Source organism: Pseudomonas cedrina subsp. cedrina (assembly GCF_001983175.1).
GTDB classification, from domain to species: Bacteria; Pseudomonadota; Gammaproteobacteria; order Pseudomonadales; family Pseudomonadaceae; genus Aquipseudomonas; species Aquipseudomonas cedrina.
The window spans coordinates 295,615-319,994 of the sequence record NZ_MNPW01000003.1 but is presented as its reverse complement, the minus strand read 5'-3'; the positions used below and the strand labels follow the sequence as shown (position 1 = coordinate 319,994).

The window sequence follows — 24,380 nt, the reverse complement described above, 5'->3', positions numbered from 1 at the left end:
GGTCAAATGTGGGAGCTGGCTTGCCTGCGATAAAGGCGACTCGGGTCTGGATCAGTCCCCGCGCACCATATCCACATGCGGAATCCCGACTTCAAGAAACTCGTCGCTGACGATCTTGAAACCCAGCCGCTCATAGAACGGCGCCGCATACACCTGCGCACTCAGGAACTGCCGGGTCTGGCCACGCTGCTCGGCGACGCCGATCACCGTTTCCATCAGCTTGTCGCCGACCTTCAGCCCTCGCCAGTCCTTGAGGACCGACACGCGGCCGATCTCGCCGCTGGGCAGCAGCCGAGCGGTGCCGATCGGGAAGTCACCTTCGAGCGCCAGAAAGTGCATCGCACCCGCGTCGTCCGCGTCCCATTCCAGCTCGGGTGGAACCGATTGTTCGGCGATAAACACCGCTTCACGAATGCGCCTGATCTCGGCGATATCCTTTTGCCAATTCGCGACACTCACGTGAATCTTATTCATCGGCAAATCCCAGGCTTCCTTGCTTGACCAGTTCGCACAGCAGGTCGCGGCCGTCTTCGTCCGCCAGCCATGGGCCGAGGTTGTCGGCGTGCAGGGCGTCGGCGGCGCAGATCAGTTTGAGCAACTCGCGCAGCTTGCCCGGCAGGTAACGGCTCTGGCCGCTGGCGAACAGCAGCACATCGTCGTCCACTTCCGACCAGGCCATGCGTGCGCTCGGGTTGCGCACCAGGATCGCGCCGTCTTGCAGGCTGCTGACGAAATCCTCTTCGACCACTTCCTCACCGGCCACCAGTTCCGGGTAGCGCGGCTCGGTCATGAATTGGCCGAACCAGGTCAGCAGCATGCGCTCGTCGCTCATGTGCTCGGCCAGCAGGCTCTTGAGGCGGTCGAGGGCGTCGCTCTGGATCTGGTGCGGGTCGCTGACCGGCTGGGCGTCGGCGTCGGTGTAGCGTTCTTCGTCGGTCAGGTACTGGGCGAGGAAGTCGGTGAAGTGAGTCAGCACTTCAGCGGCGCTCGGTGCGCGGAACCCGACCGAGTAGGTCATGCAGTCATCTTCAGCGATGCCGAAATGTGCCAGGCGCGGCGGCAGGTAGAGCATGTCGCCCGGTTCCAGCACCCATTCGGCGCTTTCTTCGAAGTCGGCGAGGATGCGCAGGTCGGCGTGCTGCAGCAATGGGCTCTCGGAGCTGCACATCTGGCCGATCTTCCAGTTGCGCTTGCCCTGGGCTTGCAGCAGGAACACATCGTAGTTATCGAAGTGCGGACCGACGCTGCCACCCGGCGCGGCGAAGCTGATCATCACATCGTCGATGCGCCAGCTCGGCAGGAAGCGGAACTGTTCCAGCAGCTCGGCGACTTCCGGCACGAACTGGTCGACCGCCTGCACCAGCAGGGTCCACTCGCGCTCGGGCAAGGTGCTGAAGGTGTCTTCGGCGAACGGGCCGCGACGCAGTTCCCATGGGCGTTCGCCGTGTTCGATCACCAGGCGCGATTCGACTTCTTCTTCCAGCGCCAGGCCAGCCAGTTCGTCGGCGTCGATCGGGCTTTCGAAGTCAGGGATGGCCTGGCGGATCAGCAAGGGTTTCTTCTGCCAGTAATCGCGCAGGAATTCCCGTGCCGTGATGCCGCCCAGAAGTTGAAGAGGGATATCAGGATTCATGTGTAACCTATTGAAAAAAAGCACTTTTAAGACTGGAATAAAAACGCCCGGCGCGGCCGGGCGTCTCAAGGGTCTTGCGTGGATCAGATGCGCTTGGCTTGCTCGACAGCGTTGCCGATGTAGTTGGCCGGGGTCAGCAGCTTCAGCTCGGCCTTGGCCGCGGCTGGCATGTCCAGGCCGTCGATGAAAGTTTGCAGCGCTTGGGAGGTAATGCCCTTGCCGCGCGTCAACTCTTTGAGCTTCTCGTAGGGGTTTTCGATGTTGTAGCGACGCATCACGGTCTGGATCGGCTCGGCCAGGACTTCCCAGCAGGCGTCCAGGTCAGCGGCGATCTTCTGCGCGTTGAGCTCAAGCTTGCTGATGCCCTTGAGGCTGGCTTCGTACGCGATCACGCTGTGGGCAAAGCCCACGCCGAGGTTGCGCAGTACGGTGGAGTCGGTCAGGTCGCGCTGCCAGCGGGAGATCGGCAGCTTGCTGGCCAGGTGCTGGAACAATGCGTTGGCGATGCCGAGGTTGCCTTCGGAGTTTTCGAAGTCGATCGGGTTGACCTTGTGCGGCATGGTCGACGAACCGATTTCACCGGCAATGGTGCGCTGCTTGAAATAGCCCAGGGAGATGTAGCCCCAGATATCGCGGTCAAAATCGATCAGGATGGTGTTGAAGCGCGCGACGGCATCGAACAACTCGGCAATGTAGTCGTGCGGTTCGATCTGCGTGGTGTACGGGTTGAAGCCCAGGCCCAGTTCGTCTTCGATGAAGGCGCGGGCGTTGGCTTCCCAGTCGATCTCAGGGTAGGCCGACAGGTGCGCGTTGTAGTTGCCGACGGCGCCGTTGATCTTGCCCAGCAGCGGGACGGCCGCGACCTGAGCGATCTGGCGCTCGAGGCGGTACACCACGTTGGCCAGTTCCTTGCCCAAAGTGGTCGGCGACGCCGGCTGACCGTGGGTGCGCGACAACATCGGCACGTCGGCGAAGCGGATGGCCAGTTCGCGGATCGCGTCGGCGGTCTGGCGCATCAGTGGCAGCATCACGTCATCACGGCCTTCGCGCAACATCAGGGCGTGGGACAGGTTGTTGATGTCCTCGCTGGTGCAGGCGAAGTGGATGAACTCGCTGACCTGGGCCAGTTCCGGCAGCTTGGCCGCCTGCTCCTTGAGCAGGTATTCGATGGCTTTTACGTCGTGGTTGGTGGTGCGCTCGATCTCTTTGACACGCTCGGCGTGCTCCAGGGAGAAGTTTTCCGCCAGGGTATTCAAGACAGCGTTGGCCTCGGCGGAAAACGCCGGCACTTCACTGATGGCGGGGTGAGCGGCCAGGCGCTGGAGCCAGCGCACTTCAACCAGTACGCGCGCACGGATCAGGCCGTATTCGCTGAAAATAGGGCGCAGGGCCTGGGTTTTGCCGGCGTAGCGGCCGTCAACAGGGGAAACCGCAGTGAGCGAAGAGAGCTGCATGGGGTGTTCTCGGACAGTCGGGCAACGAAATGGGGCGCGTATCATACATGAAAAAATCCGCCGGTCCGTTGCCAACTGACCGGCGTATTACGCGTAACGGCTTGAAAATAGCCCGCGGGTGCGACTTATTCGTTGCGCATCAACGGGTAAAGCTCTTTGAGCAATTTGCGCCGGCTGATCACCAACTGCCAACGATGCCCGCCCAACTGGCGCCACAACCGCGCCGAACGAATACCCGCCAGCAGCAGCGCGCGGATTTTCGAGGCGTTGTTCGGTTGTTGCAGGTTGCGCATGTCGCCGTGTACCTGGATGCGCTGGCGCAAGGTGCTCAAGGTGTCCTGGTACAGCGCGCCACAGGCGGCGATCACGTTTTCGTGAGCCGGGCCGAAGTGCTCCACTTGGGATTGGATCTGCGGCAGGCGCTTGCCGATGGTCTCGAGCATGTCTTCGCGCTTGGCCAGTTGACGCTCCAGGCCGAGCATCGACAGGGCGTAGCGCAACGGTTCGCGCTGCAAGGTGCTGGGGTCGCGCTCCAGGGCGCCGATCAGCGCGCGGTAGCCTTCACGTAGCGCCAGGTCATCGCCGCCGTAGACCTCCAGGGTGTCCTTGGGGTCGCGGATCAGCAGGCTGCCGAGCATGCAGGTCAGGCCGGCCTCGGTGACCTGGCCGGTCTTGGCGATTTTGTCCACCAGCACCGCGGCGAGGAAAACCCCGCCGAGTGCGGTCAACTGCTCCTGGGTCGGGCTCATGCCGGGGTGCCCCAGGCTTGCGCGACTTCAATCACGCCGCCGCCCAGGCAAATTTCACCGTCGTAGAACACCACGGACTGGCCTGGAGTGACCGCGCGTTGCGGCTCATCAAAGGTGGCGCGGTAGCCGCTGGCGGTTTTTTCCAGGGTGCAGGCCTGGTCGCCCTGGCGATAGCGCACCTTGGCGGTCAGGCGGCGCGGCGTGCTCAGGTCGATCGGGTTGACCCAATAGATCTCGGAAGCGAGCAGGGCGCCGGAGAACAGCAGCGGGTGTTCGTTACCCTGGCCGACGACCAGCACGTTGTTTTCCAGGTCCTTGACCAGCACGTACCATGGCTCTTCGCCTGCGTCTTTCAAGCCGCCAATGCCCAGGCCCTGACGCTGGCCGATGGTGTGGTACATCAGGCCGTGGTGGCGGCCGATGACATCGCCTTCGGTCGTCTTGATCTCGCCCGGTTGCGCCGGCAGGTACTGCTTGAGGAAGTCGCTGAAACGCCGCTCGCCGATAAAGCAGATGCCAGTGGAATCCTTCTTCTTGGCGGTGGCCAGGCCGTGTTGCTCGGCGATCCTGCGCACTTCGGGTTTTTCCAGCTCGCCCACCGGAAACAGGGTCTTGGCGATCTGTTCAGCGCCGACGGCGTGCAGGAAGTAGCTTTGGTCCTTGTTCGGGTCCAGCCCCTTGAGCAGTTCGGTGCGGCCATCGATATCGCGACGGCGCACGTAGTGGCCGGTGGCAATCAGGTCGGCACCGAGCATCATGGCGTAGTCGAGGAACGCCTTGAACTTGATCTCGCGGTTGCACAGGATATCCGGGTTCGGCGTGCGGCCGGCCTTGTACTCGGCGAGGAAGTGCTCGAACACATTGTCCCAGTACTCGGCGGCGAAGTTGGCGGTGTGCAGCTTGATGCCGATCTTGTCACACACGGCCTGGGCATCCGCCAGGTCGTCCATGGCGGTGCAATATTCCGTTCCATCGTCTTCTTCCCAGTTCTTCATGAACAGGCCTTCCACCTCATAGCCCTGCTCCATGAGCAGAACGGCGGAAACGGAAGAATCCACGCCGCCGGACATGCCGACGATGACGCGCTTCTTTTGTGTGTCAGAAGGGGCTGGATCACGCATAGGGTTTCAACGGGTGTCTTGAAAAAGGACGCGATTCTATCAGGCTCCAGCCTTCAAGGCTAAAGAGAAGGGCGGATCAATTCGAGACTGTGGCACTGGCCGGCCAGATAATCATCGATACAGCGGATGATCAGCTCGCTGCGCCAGTCGTCGCGCAAGGCCATCAGCTCGTCGCGGGTCAGCCAGCGGGCGCGCAGGATGCCTTCGTCGAGTTGATACTCGGGGTGGTGTTGCAGCGCCTTGGCGATAAAGCAGACGCGTTGATAGGTCACGCCATTGCTTGGGGCGGTGTACAGGTAGATGCCGACGATGCCGGTGGGCTCGACGTCCCAACCGGTTTCCTCAAGCGTTTCGCGCACGGCGGCTTCGGTGAGGGTTTCGTCCGGGTCAAGGTGGCCGGCCGGCTGGTTGAGCACCGCGCGGCCGCCCTTGAGTTCTTCGACCATCAGGAAGCGGCCGTTGTCTTCGACGAGGGTGGCGACGGTAATGTGGGGTTGCCAGGTCATGGAGGCCTCGATTCTGGATGCGACGTGATCTTGGTCAAAATTGCATTCAATGTGGGAGCAGGCTTGCCTGCGATAGCGGTGGGTCAATTGCTGGATAGATTGCTGGTAGACCGCTATCGCAGCTATAGGTATCTACACATCTTTTCTGAGGGCATGTGGGCATCTGTAGTGAGCGGGCTTGTCCCGCGCTGGGTAGCGAAGCCGCCCCAATAAAAACGCCGCCGAGTTCCAGATAAATATAAGTCGCCTGGTTTGGGGTCGCTTTCACGCCCAGCGCGGGACAAGCCCGCTCACTACAAAGATGTGTAGATACCTGTGCCTATCGCAGGCAAGCCAACTCCCACATTCGATTGGGTTTTTTCAATTGCATGGGTGGCAGGCACAAACAGAAACCCCGGCACAGGGCCGGGGCTTCTTTGCAGCCTTACACCCTTACTTCAACTTGGCAATCGCCGCATTGAAGGTGTTGCTTGGGCGCATGGCCTGGCTGGTCAGTTCCGGGTTCGGCGCGTAGTAGCCGCCGATGTCCACTGGCTTGCCCTGTACGGCGTTGAGCTCGGCAACGATGGTCGCCTCGTTCTCGGCCAGGGTCTTGGCCAGTTCGCCGAACTGCGCTTGCAGTGCAGTGTCTTCGGTCTGGGCGGCCAGGGCTTGTGCCCAGTACAGCGCCAGGTAGAAGTGGCTGCCGCGGTTGTCGATGTTGCCGACTTTGCGCGATGGCGACTTGTTGTTGTCGAGGAACTGGCCGGTGGCCTGGTCCAGGGTCTTGGACAGTACCAGGGCTTTCGGGTTGTTGTAGGTCACACCCAAATGCTCAAGGGACGCGGCCAGGGCCAGGAACTCGCCCAGGGAATCCCAGCGCAGGAAGTTCTCTTCCACCAGTTGCTGCACGTGTTTCGGAGCCGAACCGCCGGCGCCGGTTTCGAACAGGCCACCGCCGTTCATCAGCGGCACGATCGACAGCATCTTGGCGCTGGTGCCCAGTTCCATGATCGGGAACAGGTCGGTCAGGTAGTCGCGCAGCACGTTGCCGGTCACCGAAATGGTGTCCAGGCCCTTGCGGGTGCGCTCCAGGGTGAACTTCATCGCCTCGACCGGCGACATGATGCGGATGTCCAGGCCTTCGGTGTTGTGGTCTTTCAGGTAAGCCTGAACTTTCTCGACCACTACGCCGTCGTGCGCACGCTTGGGGTCCAGCCAGAAGATGGCCGGGGTGCCGCTGGCGCGGGCGCGGTTGACGGCCAGCTTGACCCAGTCCTGGATCGGCGCGTCTTTGGTCTGGCACATGCGGAAGATGTCGCCAGCTTCGACGTTCTGTTCCATCAGCAGGTTGCCCTTGCTGTCGGTGACGCGGACCACGCCGTCAGCCTTGATCTGGAAGGTCTTGTCGTGGGAGCCGTACTCTTCGGCTTTCTTCGCCATCAGGCCGACGTTCGGTACGCTGCCCATGGTGGTCGGGTCGAACGCGCCATTGGCCTTGCAGTCTTCGATGACCGCCTGGTAGATGGTGGCGTAGCAGCGATCCGGGATCACGGCCTTGGTGTCGTGCAACTGGCCGTCGGTGCCCCACATCTTGCCGGAGTCACGGATCATCGCCGGCATCGAGGCGTCGACGATGACGTCGCTCGGCACGTGCAGGTTGGTGATGCCTTTGTCGGAGTTGACCATCGCCAGGGACGGACGAGCGGCGTAGACGGCCTGGATGTCGGCTTCGATCTGCGCTTGCTGGTCAGCCGGCAACGCCTTGATGCGGGCGTACAGGTCGCCGATGCCGTTGTTCAGGTTGAAGCCGATCTGCTCGAGCACGGCGGCGTGCTTGGTCAGGGCGTCTTTATAGAACTCGGCAACGATCTGGCCGAACATGATCGGGTCGGAGACCTTCATCATGGTGGCTTTGAGGTGGACCGACAGCAGCACGCCTTGCTTCTTGGCGTCTTCGATTTCGGCGGCGATAAAGCTGCGCAGGGCTTTCTTGCTCAGTACGGCGGTGTCGATGATTTCACCGGCCTGTACCGAGGTCTTTTCCTTCAGGACGGTGGCGGTGCCGTCCTTGGCGATCAGCTCGATTTTGACAGCATCGGCGGCTTCGATCTGCACGGCTTTTTCGCTGCCGTAGAAATCGCCATTGTCCATGTGGGCAATGTGCGACTTGGAGTCGGCAGCCCAGGCGCCCATCTTGTGTGGGTGCTTGCGCGCGTAGTTCTTGACCGACAGCGGTGCGCGACGGTCAGAGTTGCCTTCGCGCAGGACCGGGTTCACGGCGCTGCCCTTGACCTTGTCGTAACGGGCACGGGTTTCTTTTTCCGCGTCGGTGGTTACGGTTTCCGGGTAGTCCGGCAGGGCGTAGCCCTGGGCCTGCAGTTCCTTGATCGCGGCTTGCAGCTGCGGGGTCGAGGCGCTGATGTTAGGCAGCTTGATGATGTTGGCTTCAGGCGTAACGGCCAGGTCGCCCAGTTCGGCGAGGTGGTCCGGGATGGCCTTGGCGCCCAATTGCTCGGGGAAGCTTGCGAGGATGCGCGCGGCGAGGGAGATGTCGCGGGTTTCCACGGCAATATCAGCGGAAGCGGTGAAGGCCTCTACGATAGGCAGCAGTGAATAGGTGGCGAGGGCCGGGGCTTCGTCGGTGAAGGTATAGATGATCTTCGAGCGGGTGGGCATATTCGGATTAACTCTCTTCTTTGCTGAAAGCGTGCGCAGAAACTCGAGATGCGCCGGGTGGAGCGCGTTCGTTCAAAGTCATCCATGAGCGAAATGTCGAGGTTTCTTCGCGGTGATGTTGGGTTGCATCAGTCGAGCGTCAAGCGGGTGGACTATTGTAATAGTCCTGCTTTGCGAGCCGAAGGCGTCTGTTCCAGAGCGGTCGGCGGTCGTGACTCTTTGGTCAGCGGCGGCATTATACATAGGTCGCTATGCTTACGCCGAGCCTTCATACAAAAGGTGTGTCGTCCATTGGTCTAAAGGTCGCAGGTACCGGGTTGCGCCTAAAGTCGCACGATGTGCTCAAGATTGGCGCTTTTACCTTTGCTTTCAGGCTTGTAGGCGACAAATTATGCTGTTTTCGAGGCAAATGAGCATGGCGTGAGGTTTCAGTCGCCATTTATCTGGAGTAGGCTCGGACGCAGCCAGATGTTCAATCCATAGATGGAGTTCAGCATGGGATACAAGAAGATTCAGGTTCCGGCAGTCGGCGACAAAATCACCGTCAATGCAGACCATTCTCTCAATGTTCCTGACCAACCGATCATCCCCTACATTGAAGGTGACGGTATTGGCGTCGACATCAGCCCGGTGATGATCAAGGTGGTCGACGCTGCTGTTGAAAAGGCCTACGGCGGCAAGCGAAAAATCTCGTGGATGGAGGTTTACGCCGGCGAAAAAGCGACTCAAGTCTACGACCAGGACACCTGGCTGCCCCAGGAAACCCTGGATGCGGTCAAGGATTACGTGGTGTCCATCAAGGGCCCGCTGACCACGCCCGTCGGCGGCGGTATCCGCTCGCTGAACGTGGCCCTGCGCCAGCAACTCGACCTTTATGTCTGCCTGCGCCCGGTGCGCTGGTTTGAAGGCGTGCCCAGCCCGGTCAAGAAGCCCGGCGATGTGGACATGACCATTTTCCGCGAGAACTCCGAGGACATCTACGCCGGGATCGAGTGGAAGGCCGGCTCGCCCGAGGCGATCAAGGTGATCAAGTTCCTGAAGGAAGAAATGGGCGTCACCAAGATCCGTTTCGACCAGGATTGCGGGATAGGCGTGAAGCCGGTCTCCAAGGAGGGCACCAAGCGCCTCGCGCGCAAGGCCCTGCAATATGTGGTGGATAACGACCGTGAGTCGCTCACCATCGTGCACAAAGGCAACATCATGAAGTTCACCGAGGGCGCCTTCAAGGAATGGGCCTACGAAGTGGCGGCCGAAGAGTTCGGTGCCACGCTGCTCGACGGTGGCCCGTGGATGCAGTTCAAGAACCCCAGGACCGGCAAGAATGTGGTGGTCAAGGACGCCATTGCCGACGCGATGCTCCAGCAGATCCTGCTGCGTCCGGCCGAATACGACGTGATCGCGACCCTCAACCTGAACGGCGACTACCTGTCCGATGCGCTGGCGGCGGAGGTGGGCGGCATCGGTATCGCGCCGGGTGCCAACCTGTCCGACACCGTGGCGATGTTCGAAGCGACCCATGGCACTGCGCCTAAATATGCGGGCAAGGATCAGGTCAATCCGGGTTCGTTGATCCTGTCAGCCGAGATGATGCTGCGTCACATGGGCTGGGTCGAGGCGGCGGATTTGATTATCAAGGGCACCAATGGCGCCATTTCGGCGAAGACCGTGACCTATGATTTCGAGCGTCTGATGGACGGTGCGACGCTGGTGTCGTCGTCGGGCTTCGGTGATGCGCTAATCAAACACATGTAAGCAGTTGTGAAAAAACCGACCATCCTGATAATTCAGGGTGGGCGGTTTTTTACCGTTCAGGCCTGGCGCAACGGTCTACGACTCCACTTGCGTTGCCGATTTTTTCACATTGACCGAAGTGCGGTTTTTAGCGCTTGGCTCCTGTGTTGTATTGAGTTCGGCTGCCGCCATGATATTTGTCGCATGCAAACCCTTGGGGCCCTGGATAACCTCAAAGGATACCGGCTGACCCGCCTTCAGCGTTTTGTAGCCATCCATTGCGATTGCCGAGTAATGCGCAAAAAGGTCCTCGCTCTTGCCGTCCTCAATAATGAAGCCGTAACCCTTGGCATTGTTGAACCACTTGACCTTGCCACTTAACATACCCATATCCCTCTGCACCAGACTCCATCACTGGAGTATCATCCAGTTTATCCGTCCTAACCCGAATAAATAAGGTTGACTGCGCGGACCTTTTTTACCCACTGTGGGTTCTATTGGTTGTAACACCGTTTCGCCGATAGTCAAGGCGACCGGCCGGTCAGAGTTGAAATTCTGACAGGTCGCCCCCACCACTGTAATTGAACCACTGACGAACCTTTCTTTCCATGCATGCAAACAGCCAGATTCGACTAACATTCAATCAGGATCGACCGGATCAGGAACATGATGACCACGGTTCTGCAGGCATTGCTGTTCAGGAGGCCAAGCCTGCTCTACAGGCGCCGCCGATGTACAAGGTGGTTTTGTTCAACGATGACTACACACCGATGGATTTCGTGGTCGAAGTGCTCGAGGTGTTTTTTAACCTGAACCGCGAGTTGGCGACCAAGGTAATGCTGGCCGTTCACACAGAAGGACGGGCAGTATGTGGAGTGTTTACCCGCGACATCGCCGAGACAAAGGCCATGCAGGTCAACCAGTACGCCAGGGAAAGCCAGCATCCGCTACTCTGTGAAATCGAGAAGGACGGTTAACGCCGACCACTTGGGTATGAGGTGAAGCTATGTTAAACCGCGAGCTCGAAGTCACCCTCAATCTTGCCTTCAAGGAGGCTCGTTCGAAGCGTCATGAATTCATGACCGTCGAGCACCTGCTGCTGGCACTTTTGGATAACGAAGCTGCCGCCACCGTTCTACGCGCGTGCGGCGCCAATCTCGATAAGCTCAAGCATGACCTGCAGGAATTTATCGACTCCACTACGCCACTTATTCCCGTTCACGATGAAGACCGTGAAACCCAGCCGACGCTGGGCTTTCAACGCGTGCTTCAGCGTGCAGTGTTCCACGTGCAGAGCTCCGGCAAGCGCGAAGTCACAGGCGCCAATGTGCTGGTGGCGATCTTCAGCGAGCAGGAAAGCCAGGCAGTGTTCCTGCTTAAGCAGCAGAGCGTTGCCCGTATTGATGTCGTGAACTACATCGCCCACGGTATCTCCAAGGTGCCCGGGCACGGCGATCATTCCGAGGGTGAACAGGAAATGCAGGACGACGAGGGCGGTGAGTCTTCTTCTTCAAGCAACCCACTGGATGCCTATGCCAGCAACCTCAATGAACTGGCGCGCCAGGGGCGGATTGACCCGCTCGTGGGGCGCGAGCTGGAAGTTGAGCGCGTAGCGCAGATCCTCGCGCGTCGTCGCAAGAACAACCCGTTGCTGGTCGGTGAAGCGGGCGTAGGTAAAACCGCGATTGCCGAAGGCCTGGCCAAGCGCATCGTGGATAACCAGGTGCCGGACCTGCTAGCCAACAGCGTCGTCTACTCCCTTGACCTGGGCGCCTTGCTTGCCGGGACCAAGTACCGTGGCGATTTCGAGAAGCGCTTCAAGGCGCTGCTCGGCGAGCTGAAAAAACGCCCGCAGGCGATCCTGTTCATCGACGAAATCCACACCATCATTGGTGCCGGCGCGGCATCCGGTGGGGTGATGGACGCGTCCAACCTGCTCAAGCCATTGTTGTCGTCGGGTGATATCCGCTGCATTGGTTCGACCACGTTCCAGGAATTCCGCGGCATCTTCGAGAAAGACCGTGCCTTGGCGCGTCGTTTCCAGAAGGTCGACGTGTCCGAGCCTTCGGTCGAAGACACCATCGGCATCCTGCGCGGGCTCAAGGGCCGTTTCGAGGCGCACCATGGCATCGAATACACCGATGAAGCCCTGCGTGCGGCGGCTGAGCTGGCGTCGCGCTATATCAATGACCGGCACATGCCGGACAAGGCGATCGACGTGATCGACGAGGCGGGTGCCTACCAGCGCCTGCAGCCGGTCGAGAAGCGTGTGAAACGCATCGACGTGCAACAGGTCGAGGACATCGTGGCGAAAATTGCGCGTATTCCGCCTAAACACGTCAACAGTTCCGATAAGGAGTTGTTGCGTAACCTGGAACGCGACCTCAAGCTGACCGTGTTCGGCCAGGATGCGGCCATCGATGCGCTGTCCACTGCGATCAAGCTGTCGCGCGCCGGCCTCAAGTCGCCGGACAAGCCGGTGGGTTCGTTCCTGTTTGCCGGCCCGACCGGCGTCGGCAAGACCGAAGCGGCGCGGCAATTGGCCAAGGCCATGGGCATTGAACTGGTCCGTTTCGACATGTCCGAATACATGGAGCGCCACACCGTGTCGCGCCTGATCGGTGCGCCTCCGGGCTATGTCGGTTTCGACCAGGGCGGCCTGTTGACCGAAGCGATCACCAAGCAGCCGCACTGCGTGTTGCTGCTCGATGAAATCGAGAAGGCTCACCCCGAAGTCTTCAACCTGCTGCTGCAGGTGATGGACCACGGTACCCTGACCGACAACAACGGGCGCAAAGCGGACTTCCGCAACGTGATCGTGATCATGACCACCAACGCCGGTGCCGAAACGGCCGCACGCGCTTCGATCGGGTTCAGCCATCAGGATCACTCTTCGGATGCGATGGAAGTGATCAAGAAGAGCTTCACGCCGGAGTTCCGCAACCGTCTGGACACCATTATCCAGTTTGGTCGCCTCAGCCATGAGGTCATCAAAAGCGTGGTGGACAAGTTCCTCACCGAGCTTCAGGCGCAATTGGAAGACAAGCGCGTGCAGTTGGAAGTGTCGGAAGCGGCGCGCAGCTGGATTGCCGAGGGCGGCTACGACGCGGCAATGGGCGCACGCCCGATGGCGCGTCTGATCCAGGACAAGATCAAGCGGCCATTGGCCGAAGAGATCCTGTTTGGCGAGCTGTCCGACCATGGTGGCGTGGTGCACATCGACCTGAAGGACGGCGAGCTGACCTTCGATTTCGAAACCACGGCTGAAATGGCCTGATCGATTGCTGCAATAACAAAAAGGCGCCGAAAGGCGCCTTTTTGCTGTCTTGAAAATGCGATCGCCAAGACAATGGAGATCAAATGTGGGAGCTGGTTTGCCTGCGATAGCGGAGTGTCAGCAAGGAATTTTTCCCTGATCCACCGCTATCGCAGCATAAGCATCTACACAAGCCCGCTCACTACAAATGCTCCTACGCTCTTAAAAGATGTGTAGATACATCTCCCACAGGGTCAAGCGGTGATTCTTGAATAGCGCACACACAAAAACGCCCGGCATAACCGGGCGTCTTGTATTGACTTGCTTAACGAGCGCGGTAAGTGATGCGCCCTTTGCTCAAGTCATAGGGCGTCAGCTCGACGCGCACTTTGTCACCGGTAAGAATACGAATGTAGTTCTTGCGCATCTTGCCGGAGATATGCGCGGTTACGACGTGCCCATTTTCCAACTCCACACGAAACATGGTGTTGGGCAGGGTGTCGACGACAGTGCCTTCCATTTCGAAGCTGTCTTCTTTCGACATGCAGTAAAGCCCTCGGTATCCAGTGAATGGCCCGGTGCAACTGCGCCAGGCAAAAGCGGCGTGCATTGTGCCCGAAAAAGGGTGTTCAAGCCAAGGGGTTCTAGTTAAGCGTGACCCATCTTTGATTAATCAGCAGTTCTATAGGCCGATATTGGGTCTTGTAATTCATTTTTTTGCAGTTTTTGATCCAGTAACCCAGGTACACCGCCTCCAGTTCCAGGCGCAAGGCCTCGCCAATTTGCCAGAGGATGGCGAAGCGTCCCAGGCTGCGGCGTTCTTCGGTGGGCTCATAGAAGGTGTAGACCGCCGACAGCCCGTTAGGCAGCAGATCGGTCACGGCGACGGCCACCAGTCGGCCCGCTGCGCGAAACTCGTAGAAGCGCGAGAACGGCAGGTCGCGCACCAGGAACGTGGAAAACTGGTCGCGGCTGGGCGGGAACATATCGCCGTCGGCGTGGCGTTGCTCGATGTAGCGCTGATAAAGGTCGAAACACTCTTCGGTGAAGCGCGGCCTGGTCGACGTCACCGTCAGGTCGGCGTTGCGCTTGAGAATGCGTTTCTGGTTGCGGTCCGGCAGAAACTGCGCCACGGGAATACGTGCCGGGACGCAGGCATTACAGTTTTGGCAGTGAGGCCGGTACAGATGATCGCCGCTGCGCCGAAAGCCCATTTCCGACAGATCGGCGTACACATGCACGTCCATAGGCTGGCTGGGGTCGAGGAACAGCGTGGTGGCCTGCTCGTCGGGCAGATAGCTGCAAGAGTGGGGTTGAGTGGCATAAAACTTCAAGCGCGCCAACTCGGTCATGATCAACCCTCGGGATAAGCTTTGAAATAAGTGTAAGCCAGGAGCGCGAAAGTCGCCTAGGAAACCCACGGTCCGGCGTTGGGTTGGTCCAGGTGGTCGCGCAGCAAGCCGGCGAAGTCGCTGCGGGAGATGGCACGGGCACCCAGGCTGTGCAGGTGGTCGTTGGGCATCTGGCAGTCGATCAGTACAAAGCCCCAGGCCTGTAGTTGACGGGTCAGCGTGGCAAAGCCGAATTTCGAGGCGTTGTCGGCGCGGCTGAACATGGATTCGCCGAAAAACAATTGGCCCATTGCCAGGCCATACAGGCCGCCCACCAACTCGCCGTCGTCCCAGACCTCTACCGAATGGGCGTAGCCGCGCTGATGCAGGGCCAGGTAGGCGCTCTGGATGCCCTCGGTGATCCAGGTGCCGTCGGCATAGGTGCGGGGCGCGGCGCAGGCCTGGATGACGGCGGCGAAGTCCTGGTCGAAGGTCACCTGGTAGCGCTGCTGGCGCAATAGTTTGCCCAGGCTGCGGGAAACATGCAGTTCGTCGGGGAATATGACGGTGCGCGGGTCGGGCGACCACCAGAGGATCGGCTGACCCTCGGAGAACCAGGGGAAGCAGCCATGGCGGTAGGCTTGCACCAGCCGCTCGGCCGACAAGTCGCCACCGGCGGCAAGCAGGCCATTGGGTTCGCGCAGAGCCTTGGCCAGCGGAGGAAACGTCAGGGAGTCGCGTTGTAACCAGGTCAGCATGGCATCCAGGCTTACGGAAGGGGAGGGGAGTGGCAGGTATGACACCTGCCTGCGCAGTGCTGATTATTGTCGACATGGCGCCATCGGGCCAGCCCGAATCCGCCATTGGCGTGTATTAGCGTGAGCGGGTGTGTCTGCAACTCCGTGCCGGGGACGTGGTCGTAATCGGGTCTGTTCCATGCAGGCCATTTGCCAAGCTGGAGCGGATTGATAAAAACAGCTCATAAGCCTTTGTCAGCAAAGACAATGCATGCTCAAATTGAACCTGTCGTGTGAGCAGATTCGCTGGGCTGCCGGGTGAAGGGCGAGGGGCGTGGCATCGCCGGCACAAACCCGTACAATGCGGGCATTGTGGCGCTTTCGTCATTTCATCCAGCCGTCGCCCAATGTTAAAAAGTAGATGCAACGACGCTCCTTCATTTTTCAATTGCTCGGATTGGGCAGTATTTACAGTCATTCAACAGATGGACGCGCTAAAGGCGCAGGAAAAGACCCGTTTTGAAGAAATCCGCCGCAGTACCTAAAGCAGCCGTGGTGCCAGCCTGGCGCCAGCACCTGCATTATCGCCTCAAGGAAGGCGCGCTGATCGCTATTGGCGCTCTGTGCCTGTTCCTGATGATGGCCTTGCTCACCTATGGCAAGGACGATCCTGGCTGGAGCCACAACAGCAAGATCGATGATGTGCAGAACTTCGGCGGGCCGGTGGGCTCCTACAGCGCCGATATCCTGTTCATGGTGCTGGGTTATTTCGCCTACATTTTCCCGTTGCTGCTGGCGATCAAGACCTGGCAAATCTTCCGCCAGCGTCACGAGCCGTGGCAGTGGAGCGGCTGGCTGTTCTCCTGGCGCCTGATCGGCCTGGTGTTCCTGGTATTGTCCGGCGCGGCCCTGGCGCATATCCATTTCCATGCACCCACCGGCTTGCCGGCGGGCGCGGGCGGTGCGTTGGGTGAAAGCCTTGGCGACCTGGCGCGCAGGACCCTGAATATCCAGGGCAGCACCTTGATGTTCATCGCATTGTTCCTGTTCGGCCTCACCGTGTTCACCGACCTGTCGTGGTTCAAGGTGATGGATGTGACCGGCAAGATCACCCTCGACCTGCTGGAGCTGTTCCAGGGTGCCGCCAACCGCTGGTGGGCCGCTCGTGTCGAGCGCAAGCGCATGGTCGCCCAGTTGCGCGAGGTGGACACCCGTGTCAACGAAGTGGTCGCCCCGACCACGCCGGACCGGCGCGAGCAGGCCAAGGTCAAGGAACGCCTGATCGAGCGCGAGCAGGCGCTGAGCAAGCACATGTCGGACCGCGAGAAGCAGGTACCACCGGTGATCGCCCCGGCACCTCCAAAAGCGCCCGAGCCGAGCCATCGCGTGCAGAAAGAGAAACAGGCGCCGTTGTTCGTCGACAGCGCCGTCGAAGGCACTTTGCCGCCGATCTCGATCCTCGACCCGGCCGAAAAGAAACAACTCAACTATTCCCCGGAATCCCTGGCGGCCGTCGGCCACCTGTTGGAAATCAAGCTCAAGGAATTCGGGGTCGAAGTGTCGGTGGACTCGATCCACCCCGGCCCGGTGATTACCCGCTACGAGATCCAGCCGGCCGCGGGCGTCAAGGTCAGCCGCATTTCCAACCTGGCCAAGGACTTGGCCCGTTCGCTGGCCGTGACCAGCGTGCGCGTGGTGGAAGTGATCCCCGGCAAGACCACCGTGGGCATCGAGATTCCCAACGAAGACCGCCAGATCGTGCGTTTCTCCGAAGTCCTGTCCACGCCGGAATACGACAACTTCAAATCGCCGGTCACCCTGGCCCTGGGCCACGACATCGGCGGCAAGCCGGTGATCACCGACCTGGCGAAAATGCCGCACTTGCTGGTGGCCGGTACCACCGGTTCCGGTAAGTCGGTGGGCGTGAACGCGATGATCCTGTCGATCCTGTTCAAGTCCGGCCCGGAAGACGCCAAGTTGATCATGATCGACCCGAAGATGCTCGAATTGTCGATCTACGAAGGCATCCCGCACCTGCTGTGCCCGGTGGTCACTGACATGAAGGACGCCGCCAACGCCCTGCGCTGGAGCGTTGCCGAGATGGAACGCCGCTACAAGCTGATGGCCAAGATGGGCGTGCGTAACCTGTCGGGCTTCAACGCCAAGGTCAAGGAAGCCCAGGACGCCGGTACGCCGCTGACCGACCCGCTGTACAAGCGCGAAAGCATCCACGACGAAGCGCCCTTGCTGACCAAACTGCCGACCATCGTGGTGGTGGTCGACGAGTTTGCCGACATGATGATGATCGTCGGCAAGAAGGTCGAAGAACTGATCGCGCGGATCGCTCAGAAGGCCCGTGCCGCCGGTATCCACCTGATCCTCGCGACCCAGCGTCCGTCGGTGGACGTGATCACCGGCCTGATCAAGGCGAACATCCCGACGCGCATGGCGTTCCAGGTGTCGAGCAAGATCGACTCGCGGACCATCATCGACCAGGGCGGCGCCGAACAACTGCTCGGCCACGGTGACATGCTCTACATGCCGCCGGGCACCAGCCTGCCAATTCGTGTCCACGGCGCGTTTGTTTCCGACGATGAAGTACACCGCGTCGTGGAAGCCTGGAAGCTGCGCGGCGCTCCGGAATACAACGACGACATCCTCGCCGGTGTTGAAGAGGCCGGCAGCGGCTTCGACGGCGGCAGCGGCGGTGGCGACGATGATGCCGAAACCGACGCGCTGTACGACGAAGCCGTGGCCTTTGTACTCGAAAGCCGCCGCGCGTCGATTTCCGCGGTGCAACGCAAGCTTAAGATCGGCTACAACCGCGCCGCCCGCATGATCGAATCCATGGAAAACGCCGGCGTCGTGACTGCCATGAACACCAACGGCTCGCGTGAAGTCATCGCCCCCGGGCAGATGCGCGACTGATCCCGCGCCGCGTGGCACCACGCGGCGCGTCCTGACAACTCAATGAGGACTCCCATGCGTCTTATCCGCATGCTGTTGTTGCCGGCACTGGCCCTGAGCGCGGTTTCGGCTCACGCTGACCCGGCTTCCGTGGCCAGCCTGAAAAACCTGCTGGACAAATCCCAGACCCTGACCGCGCGCTTTTCCCAGTTGACCCTGGATGCCGGCGGCACCCAGTTGCAGGAAACCGCAGGCGAAATGGCCGTGCAGCGTCCTGGCCTGTTCTACTGGCATACCGAAGGCAAGGCTGAGCAGACTATCGTTTCCGATGGCCAGAAAGTCACCCTGTGGGACCCGGACCTGGAGCAGGCGACCATCAAGAAACTCGACCCGCGCCTGAACCAGACGCCGGCGCTGCTGCTTTCGGGGGATGTGTCGAAGATCAATGACAGCTTCGACATCACCTCAAAGCAAACCAGCAACGTGATCGAGTTCACGCTCAAGCCCAAATCCAAGGACACGCTGTTCGACACGCTGTCGCTGTCGTTCGGCAATGGCGTGATCAATAACATGCGCCTGGTCGACAGCGTCGGCCAACGCACCGATATCCTGTTTTCCGGGGTCAAGGCCAACCAGCCGGTGCCCGCGTCCAAGTTCAAGTTCGACATCCCCAAGGGTGCCGACGTGATCCAGGAATAAATCCGCCAGAGGTTTCAAACGCTGCCCATGGACCTGTTTCGAAGTGATCCGATTGCCCAGCCCCTGGCCGCGCGCTTGCGCTCGACCAACCTGGATGAGTATGTCGGTCAGGAACACCTGCTCGCTCGCGGCAAACCCTTGCGCGAAGCGCTGGAGCAGGGCGCGTTGCATTCGATGATTTTCTGGGGGCCACCGGGCGTGGGTAAAACCACCCTGGCACGCCTGCTGGCGAAGGTCTCGGACGCACACTTCGAAACGGTCTCGGCGGTACTGGCCGGGGTCAAGGAGATCCGCCAGGCGGTGGAAGTGGCCAAGCAGCAGGCCGGCCAATACGGCAAGCGCACCATCCTGTTTGTCGATGAAGTGCACCGCTTCAACAAGTCGCAGCAGGATGCATTCCTGCCCTATGTGGAAGACGGCACGCTGATTTTTATTGGGGCCACCACCGAGAACCCCTCGTTTGAGCTGAACAATGCCTTGCTCTCGCGAGCGCGGGTCTATGTGCTCAAGAGCCTGGACGAAGCGGCGATGCAGAAACTCCTGCAGCGCGCGTTGAGTGAAGACAAAGGCCTGGGCAAGCGCCAACTGAGCGTGAGCGAAGAAGGCTTCAAGATCCTGCTCACTGCCGCCGATGGCGATGGCCGGCGCTTTCTCAACCTGTTGGAAAACGCCTCCGACCTGGCTGAAGACAACAGCGAGATCGGTGTCGACCTGTTGCAAAGCCTGCTCGGCGACACGCGTCGGCGCTTCGACAAGGGCGGCGAAGCGTTCTACGACCAGATTTCGGCGCTGCACAAATCCGTGCGCGGCTCCAACCCGGACGGTGCGCTCTACTGGTTCGCGCGGATGATCGACGGTGGCTGCGACCCGCTGTACCTGGCGCGCCGCGTGGTGCGCATGGCCAGCGAAGACATCGGCAACGCCGACCCTCGCGCGCTGAGCCTGTGCCTGGCGGCCTGGGACGTGCAGGAGCGCCTGGGCAGCCCGGAAGGTGAGTTGGCGGTGGCCCAGGCCATCACGTACCTGGCCTGCGCGCCCAAGAGCAACGCGGTGTACATGGGCTTCAAGTCCGCACTGCGCGCCGCCGCCGAATACGGCTCCCTCGAAGTGCCGCTGCACTTGCGCAACGCCCCGACCAAGCTGATGAAGCAACTGGGCTATGGCGATGAATACCGTTATGCCCATGACGAACCGGACGCCTATGCCGCCGGCGAAGATTACTTCCCCGATGAGCTCGAGCCGCTGGCGCTTTATCAGCCGGTGCCCCGTGGCCTGGAGCTGAAGATCGGCGAAAAGCTCAATCACCTCGCCCAACTCGACCGCCTCAGCCCCAAACAGCGGAGAAAGTAGTGCTCAAGACGATTCTTGCCGTGTCCGCAGCCGGCATCGCTGGTACATTATTGCGTTTCGCCACCGGCACCTGGGTCAGCGCCAACTGGCCGAAGCATTTTTATGCGGCGACCCTGGCGGTCAACCTGGTGGGTTGCCTGATCATCGGGCTGTTGTACGGCTGGTTCCTGTTGCGCCCGGAAGTGCCGATTGAAATTCGCGCCGGCTTGATTGTCGGCTTTGTAGGCGGTCTGACGACCTTTTCATCCTTTTCACTGGATACGCTGCGCCTGCTGGAAAGCGGGCAGGCCCTGGTCGCCTTCGGGTACCTGGGCATCAGCGTGTTCGGGGGGCTGCTCGCCACCTGGGCCGGCCTGTCCTTGACCAAACTTTGATAAACGAGAGACCGACATGCTCGATTCCAAACTGTTACGTAGCAACCTTCAGGACGTAGCGGACCGCCTGGCATCCCGTGGCTTCGCCTTGGATGTCGCGCGCATCGAAGCGCTGGAAGAACAGCGCAAGACCGTCCAGACCCGCACCGAAGCACTGCAGGCTGAGCGTAATGCGCGTTCCAAATCCATCGGTCAGGCCAAGCAGCGCGGCGAAGACATCGCGCCGTTGATGGCGGATGTCGAGCGCATGGGCACCGAGCTGTCTGCGGGCAAAATCGAGCTGGAAGGCATTCAAACCGAACTGGATTCGATCCTGCTGGGCATTCCCAACCTGCCCCACGAATCCGTGCCGATTGGCGCAGACGAAGACGGCAACGTCGAAGTGCGCCGCTGGGGCACCCCCAAAGCCTTCGATTTCGAAGTCAAGGACCACGTCGCCCTGGGCGAACTGAGCGGCGGCCTGGATTTTGAAACCGCCGCCAAAATGTCCGGTGCGCGCTTTGCCTTGCTGCGCGGTCCGATCGCGCGGATGCACCGCGCACTGGCGCAGTTCATGATCAACCTGCACACCGGCGAACACGGTTACGAAGAAGCCTACACGCCTTACCTGGTACAGGCGCCGGCCCTGCAGGGCACCGGCCAGTTGCCGAAGTTCGAGGAAGAGCTGTTCAAGATCACCCGTGAGGGCGAGGCCGATTTCTACCTGATTCCGACCGCTGAAGTGTCGCTGACCAACATCGTGGCCGGCGAAATCCTCGACGCCAAGCAACTGCCGCTGAAGTTCGTGGCCCACAGCCCGTGCTTTCGCAGCGAAGCGGGCGCATCCGGACGTGACACCCGCGGCATGATCCGCCAGCACCAGTTCGACAAGGTCGAAATGGTCCAGGTGGTCGAGCCTTCCACGTCGATGGAAGCCCTCGAAGGCATGACCGCCAACGCCGAGCGCGTCCTGCAACTGCTGGAGCTGCCGTACCGCGTGCTGGCGCTGTGCACCGGCGACATGGGGTTCAGCGCCGTGAAGACCTACGACCTGGAAGTGTGGGTGCCAAGCCAGGACAAATACCGCGAGATTTCGTCGTGCTCCAACTGCGGTGATTTCCAGGCCCGGCGCATGCAGGCGCGTTTCCGTAACCCGGAAACCGGCAAGCCGGAGCTGGTCCATACCCTCAACGGTTCCGGCCTGGCCGTCGGCCGTACCCTGGTAGCAGTGCTGGAAAACTACCAGCAGGCCGACGGTTCGATCCGCGTCCCTGAAGTGCTCAAGCCGTACATGGCGGGCGTTGAGGTCATCCGCTAAATGGAATTTCTGCCGCTGTTTCATAACCTGCGCGGCAGTCGCGTGCTGGTCGTTGGTGGCGGGGAGATTGCCTTGCGCAAATCCCGGCTGCTGGCCGATGCCGGCGCCGTGCTGCGGGTGGTTGCCCCCCAGATCGAAGACCAACTGCGTGAATTGGTGCGGGGCAGTGGCGGGGAACTGATTCTGCGCGGTTATCAGGAGGCCGACCTTGACGGTTGCACCCTGATCATCGCCGCAACCGATGACGAGCCGCTGAACGCGCAAGTCTCCAGCGATGCCAAGCGCCGTTGCGTGCCGGTCAATGTGGTGGATGCGCCGGCCCTGTGCAGCGTGATTTTCCCAGCAATTGTCGACCGCTCGCCCTTGGTCATCGCGGTGTCCAGCGGCGGTGATGCGCCGGTGCTGGCGCGCTTGATCCGCGCCAAGCTGGAAACCTGGATTCCGTCCACTTATGGCCAACTGGCCGGGTTGGCGGCGCGTTTTCGTGCCCAGGTCAAAGGTTTGTACCCGGATGTGCAGCAGCGTCGCGCCTTTTGGGAAGAGGTGTTCCAAGGCCCGATTGCCGACCGCCAGTTGGCCGGGCAAGGCGATGAAGCCGAGCGTCTGTTGATCGAAAAGGTCAACGGCGCGCCGCCCCACGCGCCGGGTGAAGTCTACCTGGTGGGCGCCGGCCCCGGTGACCCCGACCTGCTGACCTTCCGCGCCCTGCGCCTGATGCAGCAAGCCGATGTGGTGTTGTATGACCGTCTGGTGGCGCCTGCGATTCTTGAGTTGTGCCGTCGCGACGCCGAGCGGGTGTATGTCGGCAAGCGTCGCGCCGAACATGCCGTGCCACAGGACCAGATCAACCAGCAATTGGTGGACCTGGCCAAGCAAGGCAAACGGGTGCTGCGCCTCAAGGGCGGCGACCCGTTCATCTTTGGGCGCGGTGGTGAGGAAATCGAAGAGCTGGCGGCCCATGGCATCCCGTTCCAGGTAGTACCGGGCATCACCGCCGCCAGCGGTTGCGCGGCGTACGCCGGGATTCCGCTGACTCACCGCGACTATGCCCAGTCGGTGCGCTTTATCACCGGGCATTTGAAGAACGGGACGTCGGACCTGCCCTGGACTGACCTGGTGGGGCCATCGCAGACCCTGGTGTTCTACATGGGCTTGATTGGCTTGCCGATCATCTGCGAACAGTTGATCAAGCATGGGCGCGCGGCGGATACCCCGGCGGCGTTGATCCAGCAGGGCACCACGTCGAACCAGCGTGTGTTCACGGGCACGCTGGCCGACTTGCCACGCATGGTGGCGGAGCATGAAGTGCATGCGCCGACACTGGTGATCGTGGGCGAGGTGGTGGTGTTGCGTGAGAAACTGAAGTGGTTTGAAGGCGCCCAGGCTCAGGTTTAACAATCCTGTAGTGAGCGGGCTTGCCCCGCGCTGGGCTGCGAAGCAGCCCCCCAATCAAGACACCGCCGAGTTCCAGATAAACCGAGCCGCCTGGTTTGGGGCTGCTTCGCAGCCCAGCGCGGGGCGAGCCCGCTCACTACAATGCTCCGGCGTCGTAGACACCTTTGCCCGTCAACCGCTCCCGATCATGCTCAACATCAAACCCCTGCAATGGCCCCTTCGGCACAATCCCCGTCGGGTTGATCGTCCGGTGGCTGGCGTAGTAATGCCCCTTGATATGCTCGAAATCCACCGTCTCGGCCACGCCCGGCCACTGGTACATCTCCCTTAGCCAATTCGACAGGTTCGGATAATCCGCAATCCGCCGCAGATTGCATTTGAAGTGGCTGTAATACACCGCATCAAAGCGAATCAGCGTGGTAAACAGCCGCACGTCAGCTTCGGTCAGGTATTCACCGGCCAAGTAACGGTGCGTGCCCAAATGCTGTTCCAGATGATCGAGTTCGGCAAACACGTCATCAAACGCACTGTCGTAGGCTTGCTGCGACGTGGCGAAGCCTGCGCGGTACACGCCGTTGTTCACGGCGGGGTAGATGCGCTCGTTCAGTGTGTCGATGGTCGCCCGCAGTGGCTCAGGGTAGAGATCCAGGGTGTTGCCGGTCAGCCCGTTGAACGCGCTGTTGAACATGCGGATGATCTCCGCCGATTCATTGCTCACGATGCGCTTGAGTTGTTTGTCCCATAGCACCGGCACGGTCACGCGCCCGGTGTAGTCGGCGGTATCGGCGGTGTAGCGCTGGTGCATGAAAGTAAAGTCGTCGAGCCTGTCGCCGGTGGAGCCGTGGTCCTTGTCGAAGGTCCAACCGTTTTCGAGCATCAACCAGCTGACCACGGACACATCGATCAGGCTTTCGAGGCCCTTGAGCTTGCGCAGGATCAGGGTACGGTGGGCCCAGGGGCAGGCGAGGGACACGTAGAGATGGTAACGGCCGGCTTCGGCCTTGAAGCCGCCTTCACCGCTCGGGCCAGGGTGGCCGTCGGCGGTCACCCAGTGGCGGCGTTGTGCCTGTTCCCGCTGGAAGGCGCCGTCTGCGCTACTTTCATACCACTGGTCTTTCCAGTGTCCTTCAATCAGCAAACCCATGACTGGCTCCTTGGCTAATAAGCGTTGGAGCCCAGTCT

At 60.7% G+C, this 24,380-nt stretch carries 21 protein-coding genes; 9 read left to right on the top strand and 12 right to left on the bottom strand.

Features of this window, described 5'->3' with window-relative positions:
* Positions 1–51 precede the first annotated feature (51 nt).
* From BLL36_RS07345 to BLL36_RS07315, 7 genes are all read right to left on the bottom strand, one after another.
* Entirely contained in the window at positions 52–474 is a 423-nt protein-coding gene (locus BLL36_RS07345) for a GNAT family N-acetyltransferase (protein ID WP_076950800.1), read from the bottom strand.
* Positions 467–1,633: a ribosomal protein uL16 3-hydroxylase gene (locus BLL36_RS07340; RefSeq protein WP_076950799.1), complete on the bottom strand. Its 1,167-nt coding sequence runs from the start codon at positions 1,631–1,633 to the stop codon at positions 467–469. Before BLL36_RS07340 ends, BLL36_RS07345 begins: the two co-directional genes overlap by 8 nt.
* 83 nt (positions 1,634–1,716) lie before the next feature.
* The gene (gene purB, locus BLL36_RS07335) at positions 1,717–3,087 is read right to left on the bottom strand and encodes an adenylosuccinate lyase (protein WP_076950798.1); all 1,371 of its coding nucleotides are present in this window, start codon (positions 3,085–3,087) and stop codon (positions 1,717–1,719) included.
* A gap of 125 nt (positions 3,088–3,212) precedes the next feature.
* Positions 3,213–3,836, bottom strand: coding sequence for a high frequency lysogenization protein HflD (gene hflD, locus BLL36_RS07330; protein WP_016969254.1), 624 nt, complete (start codon positions 3,834–3,836; stop codon positions 3,213–3,215).
* Positions 3,833–4,957, bottom strand: a complete 1,125-nt coding sequence (mnmA, locus tag BLL36_RS07325; protein WP_076950797.1) for a tRNA 2-thiouridine(34) synthase MnmA — start codon at positions 4,955–4,957, stop codon at positions 3,833–3,835. Before mnmA ends, hflD begins: the two co-directional genes overlap by 4 nt.
* A gap of 59 nt (positions 4,958–5,016) precedes the next feature.
* Positions 5,017–5,463 (bottom strand): NUDIX hydrolase, encoded by a 447-nt coding sequence (locus BLL36_RS07320; protein ID WP_076950796.1) that lies wholly within the window; start codon positions 5,461–5,463, stop codon positions 5,017–5,019.
* 432 nt (positions 5,464–5,895) lie between these two features.
* Positions 5,896–8,121, bottom strand: coding sequence for an NADP-dependent isocitrate dehydrogenase (locus BLL36_RS07315; RefSeq protein ID WP_076950795.1), 2,226 nt, complete (start codon positions 8,119–8,121; stop codon positions 5,896–5,898).
* 495 nt (positions 8,122–8,616) lie between these two features.
* Here BLL36_RS07315 and icd point away from each other — a divergent pair, with 495 nt between their 5' ends.
* Positions 8,617–9,873, top strand: a complete 1,257-nt coding sequence (gene icd / locus BLL36_RS07310) for an NADP-dependent isocitrate dehydrogenase (RefSeq protein WP_076950794.1) — start codon at positions 8,617–8,619, stop codon at positions 9,871–9,873.
* A gap of 75 nt (positions 9,874–9,948) precedes the next feature.
* Here icd and cspD read toward each other — a convergent pair whose 3' ends face one another.
* On the bottom strand, positions 9,949–10,236 hold the full coding sequence (cspD, locus tag BLL36_RS07305; protein ID WP_162279252.1) for a cold shock domain-containing protein CspD: 288 nt from the start codon (positions 10,234–10,236) through the stop codon (positions 9,949–9,951).
* A gap of 224 nt (positions 10,237–10,460) precedes the next feature.
* Between cspD and clpS the strand changes: the two genes are divergently transcribed.
* Positions 10,461–10,829, top strand: coding sequence for an ATP-dependent Clp protease adapter ClpS (gene clpS, locus BLL36_RS07300; protein WP_076950793.1), 369 nt, complete (start codon positions 10,461–10,463; stop codon positions 10,827–10,829).
* Between the two features lie 29 nt (positions 10,830–10,858).
* Positions 10,859–13,129, top strand: coding sequence for an ATP-dependent Clp protease ATP-binding subunit ClpA (gene clpA / locus BLL36_RS07295; RefSeq protein WP_076950792.1), 2,271 nt, complete (start codon positions 10,859–10,861; stop codon positions 13,127–13,129).
* A 304-nt stretch (positions 13,130–13,433) separates the two neighbouring features.
* Here clpA and infA read toward each other — a convergent pair whose 3' ends face one another.
* From infA to aat, 3 genes are all read right to left on the bottom strand, one after another.
* Positions 13,434–13,652, bottom strand: coding sequence for a translation initiation factor IF-1 (gene infA / locus BLL36_RS07290; protein ID WP_002553999.1), 219 nt, complete (start codon positions 13,650–13,652; stop codon positions 13,434–13,436).
* Positions 13,653–13,752: 100 nt separating this feature from the next.
* Complete coding sequence (locus tag BLL36_RS07285; protein ID WP_076950791.1) at positions 13,753–14,460, bottom strand: arginyltransferase; 708 nt, start codon at positions 14,458–14,460, stop codon at positions 13,753–13,755.
* Positions 14,461–14,516: 56 nt separating this feature from the next.
* Positions 14,517–15,197: a leucyl/phenylalanyl-tRNA--protein transferase gene (gene aat / locus BLL36_RS07280; protein ID WP_076950790.1), complete on the bottom strand. Its 681-nt coding sequence runs from the start codon at positions 15,195–15,197 to the stop codon at positions 14,517–14,519.
* A gap of 498 nt (positions 15,198–15,695) precedes the next feature.
* Between aat and BLL36_RS07275 the strand changes: the two genes are divergently transcribed.
* From BLL36_RS07275 to cysG, 6 genes are read left to right on the top strand one after another with little or no spacing between them, the layout of a single operon-like run.
* Positions 15,696–18,104 (top strand): DNA translocase FtsK, encoded by a 2,409-nt coding sequence (locus BLL36_RS07275; RefSeq protein ID WP_076950789.1) that lies wholly within the window; start codon positions 15,696–15,698, stop codon positions 18,102–18,104.
* A 54-nt stretch (positions 18,105–18,158) separates the two neighbouring features.
* Entirely contained in the window at positions 18,159–18,782 is a 624-nt protein-coding gene (gene lolA, locus BLL36_RS07270) for an outer membrane lipoprotein chaperone LolA (RefSeq protein WP_076950788.1), read from the top strand.
* 27 nt (positions 18,783–18,809) lie between these two features.
* Positions 18,810–20,132 carry a replication-associated recombination protein A gene (locus BLL36_RS07265; RefSeq protein WP_076950787.1) on the top strand — a complete coding sequence of 441 codons (1,323 nt, stop codon included), beginning with the start codon at positions 18,810–18,812 and terminating at the stop codon, positions 20,130–20,132.
* Positions 20,132–20,506 (top strand): fluoride efflux transporter CrcB, encoded by a 375-nt coding sequence (gene crcB, locus BLL36_RS07260; protein ID WP_003232122.1) that lies wholly within the window; start codon positions 20,132–20,134, stop codon positions 20,504–20,506. Before BLL36_RS07265 ends, crcB begins: the two co-directional genes overlap by 1 nt.
* A gap of 16 nt (positions 20,507–20,522) precedes the next feature.
* Positions 20,523–21,803 (top strand): serine--tRNA ligase, encoded by a 1,281-nt coding sequence (gene serS / locus BLL36_RS07255; RefSeq protein ID WP_076950786.1) that lies wholly within the window; start codon positions 20,523–20,525, stop codon positions 21,801–21,803.
* Positions 21,804–23,198, top strand: coding sequence for a siroheme synthase CysG (cysG, locus tag BLL36_RS07250; RefSeq protein ID WP_076950785.1), 1,395 nt, complete (start codon positions 21,804–21,806; stop codon positions 23,196–23,198). It abuts the gene before it with no gap.
* A gap of 136 nt (positions 23,199–23,334) precedes the next feature.
* Here the strand turns inward: cysG and BLL36_RS07245 are convergent, their stop codons facing one another.
* Positions 23,335–24,342 (bottom strand): glutathione S-transferase family protein, encoded by a 1,008-nt coding sequence (locus tag BLL36_RS07245; RefSeq protein ID WP_076950784.1) that lies wholly within the window; start codon positions 24,340–24,342, stop codon positions 23,335–23,337.
* Positions 24,343–24,380 lie beyond the last annotated feature (38 nt).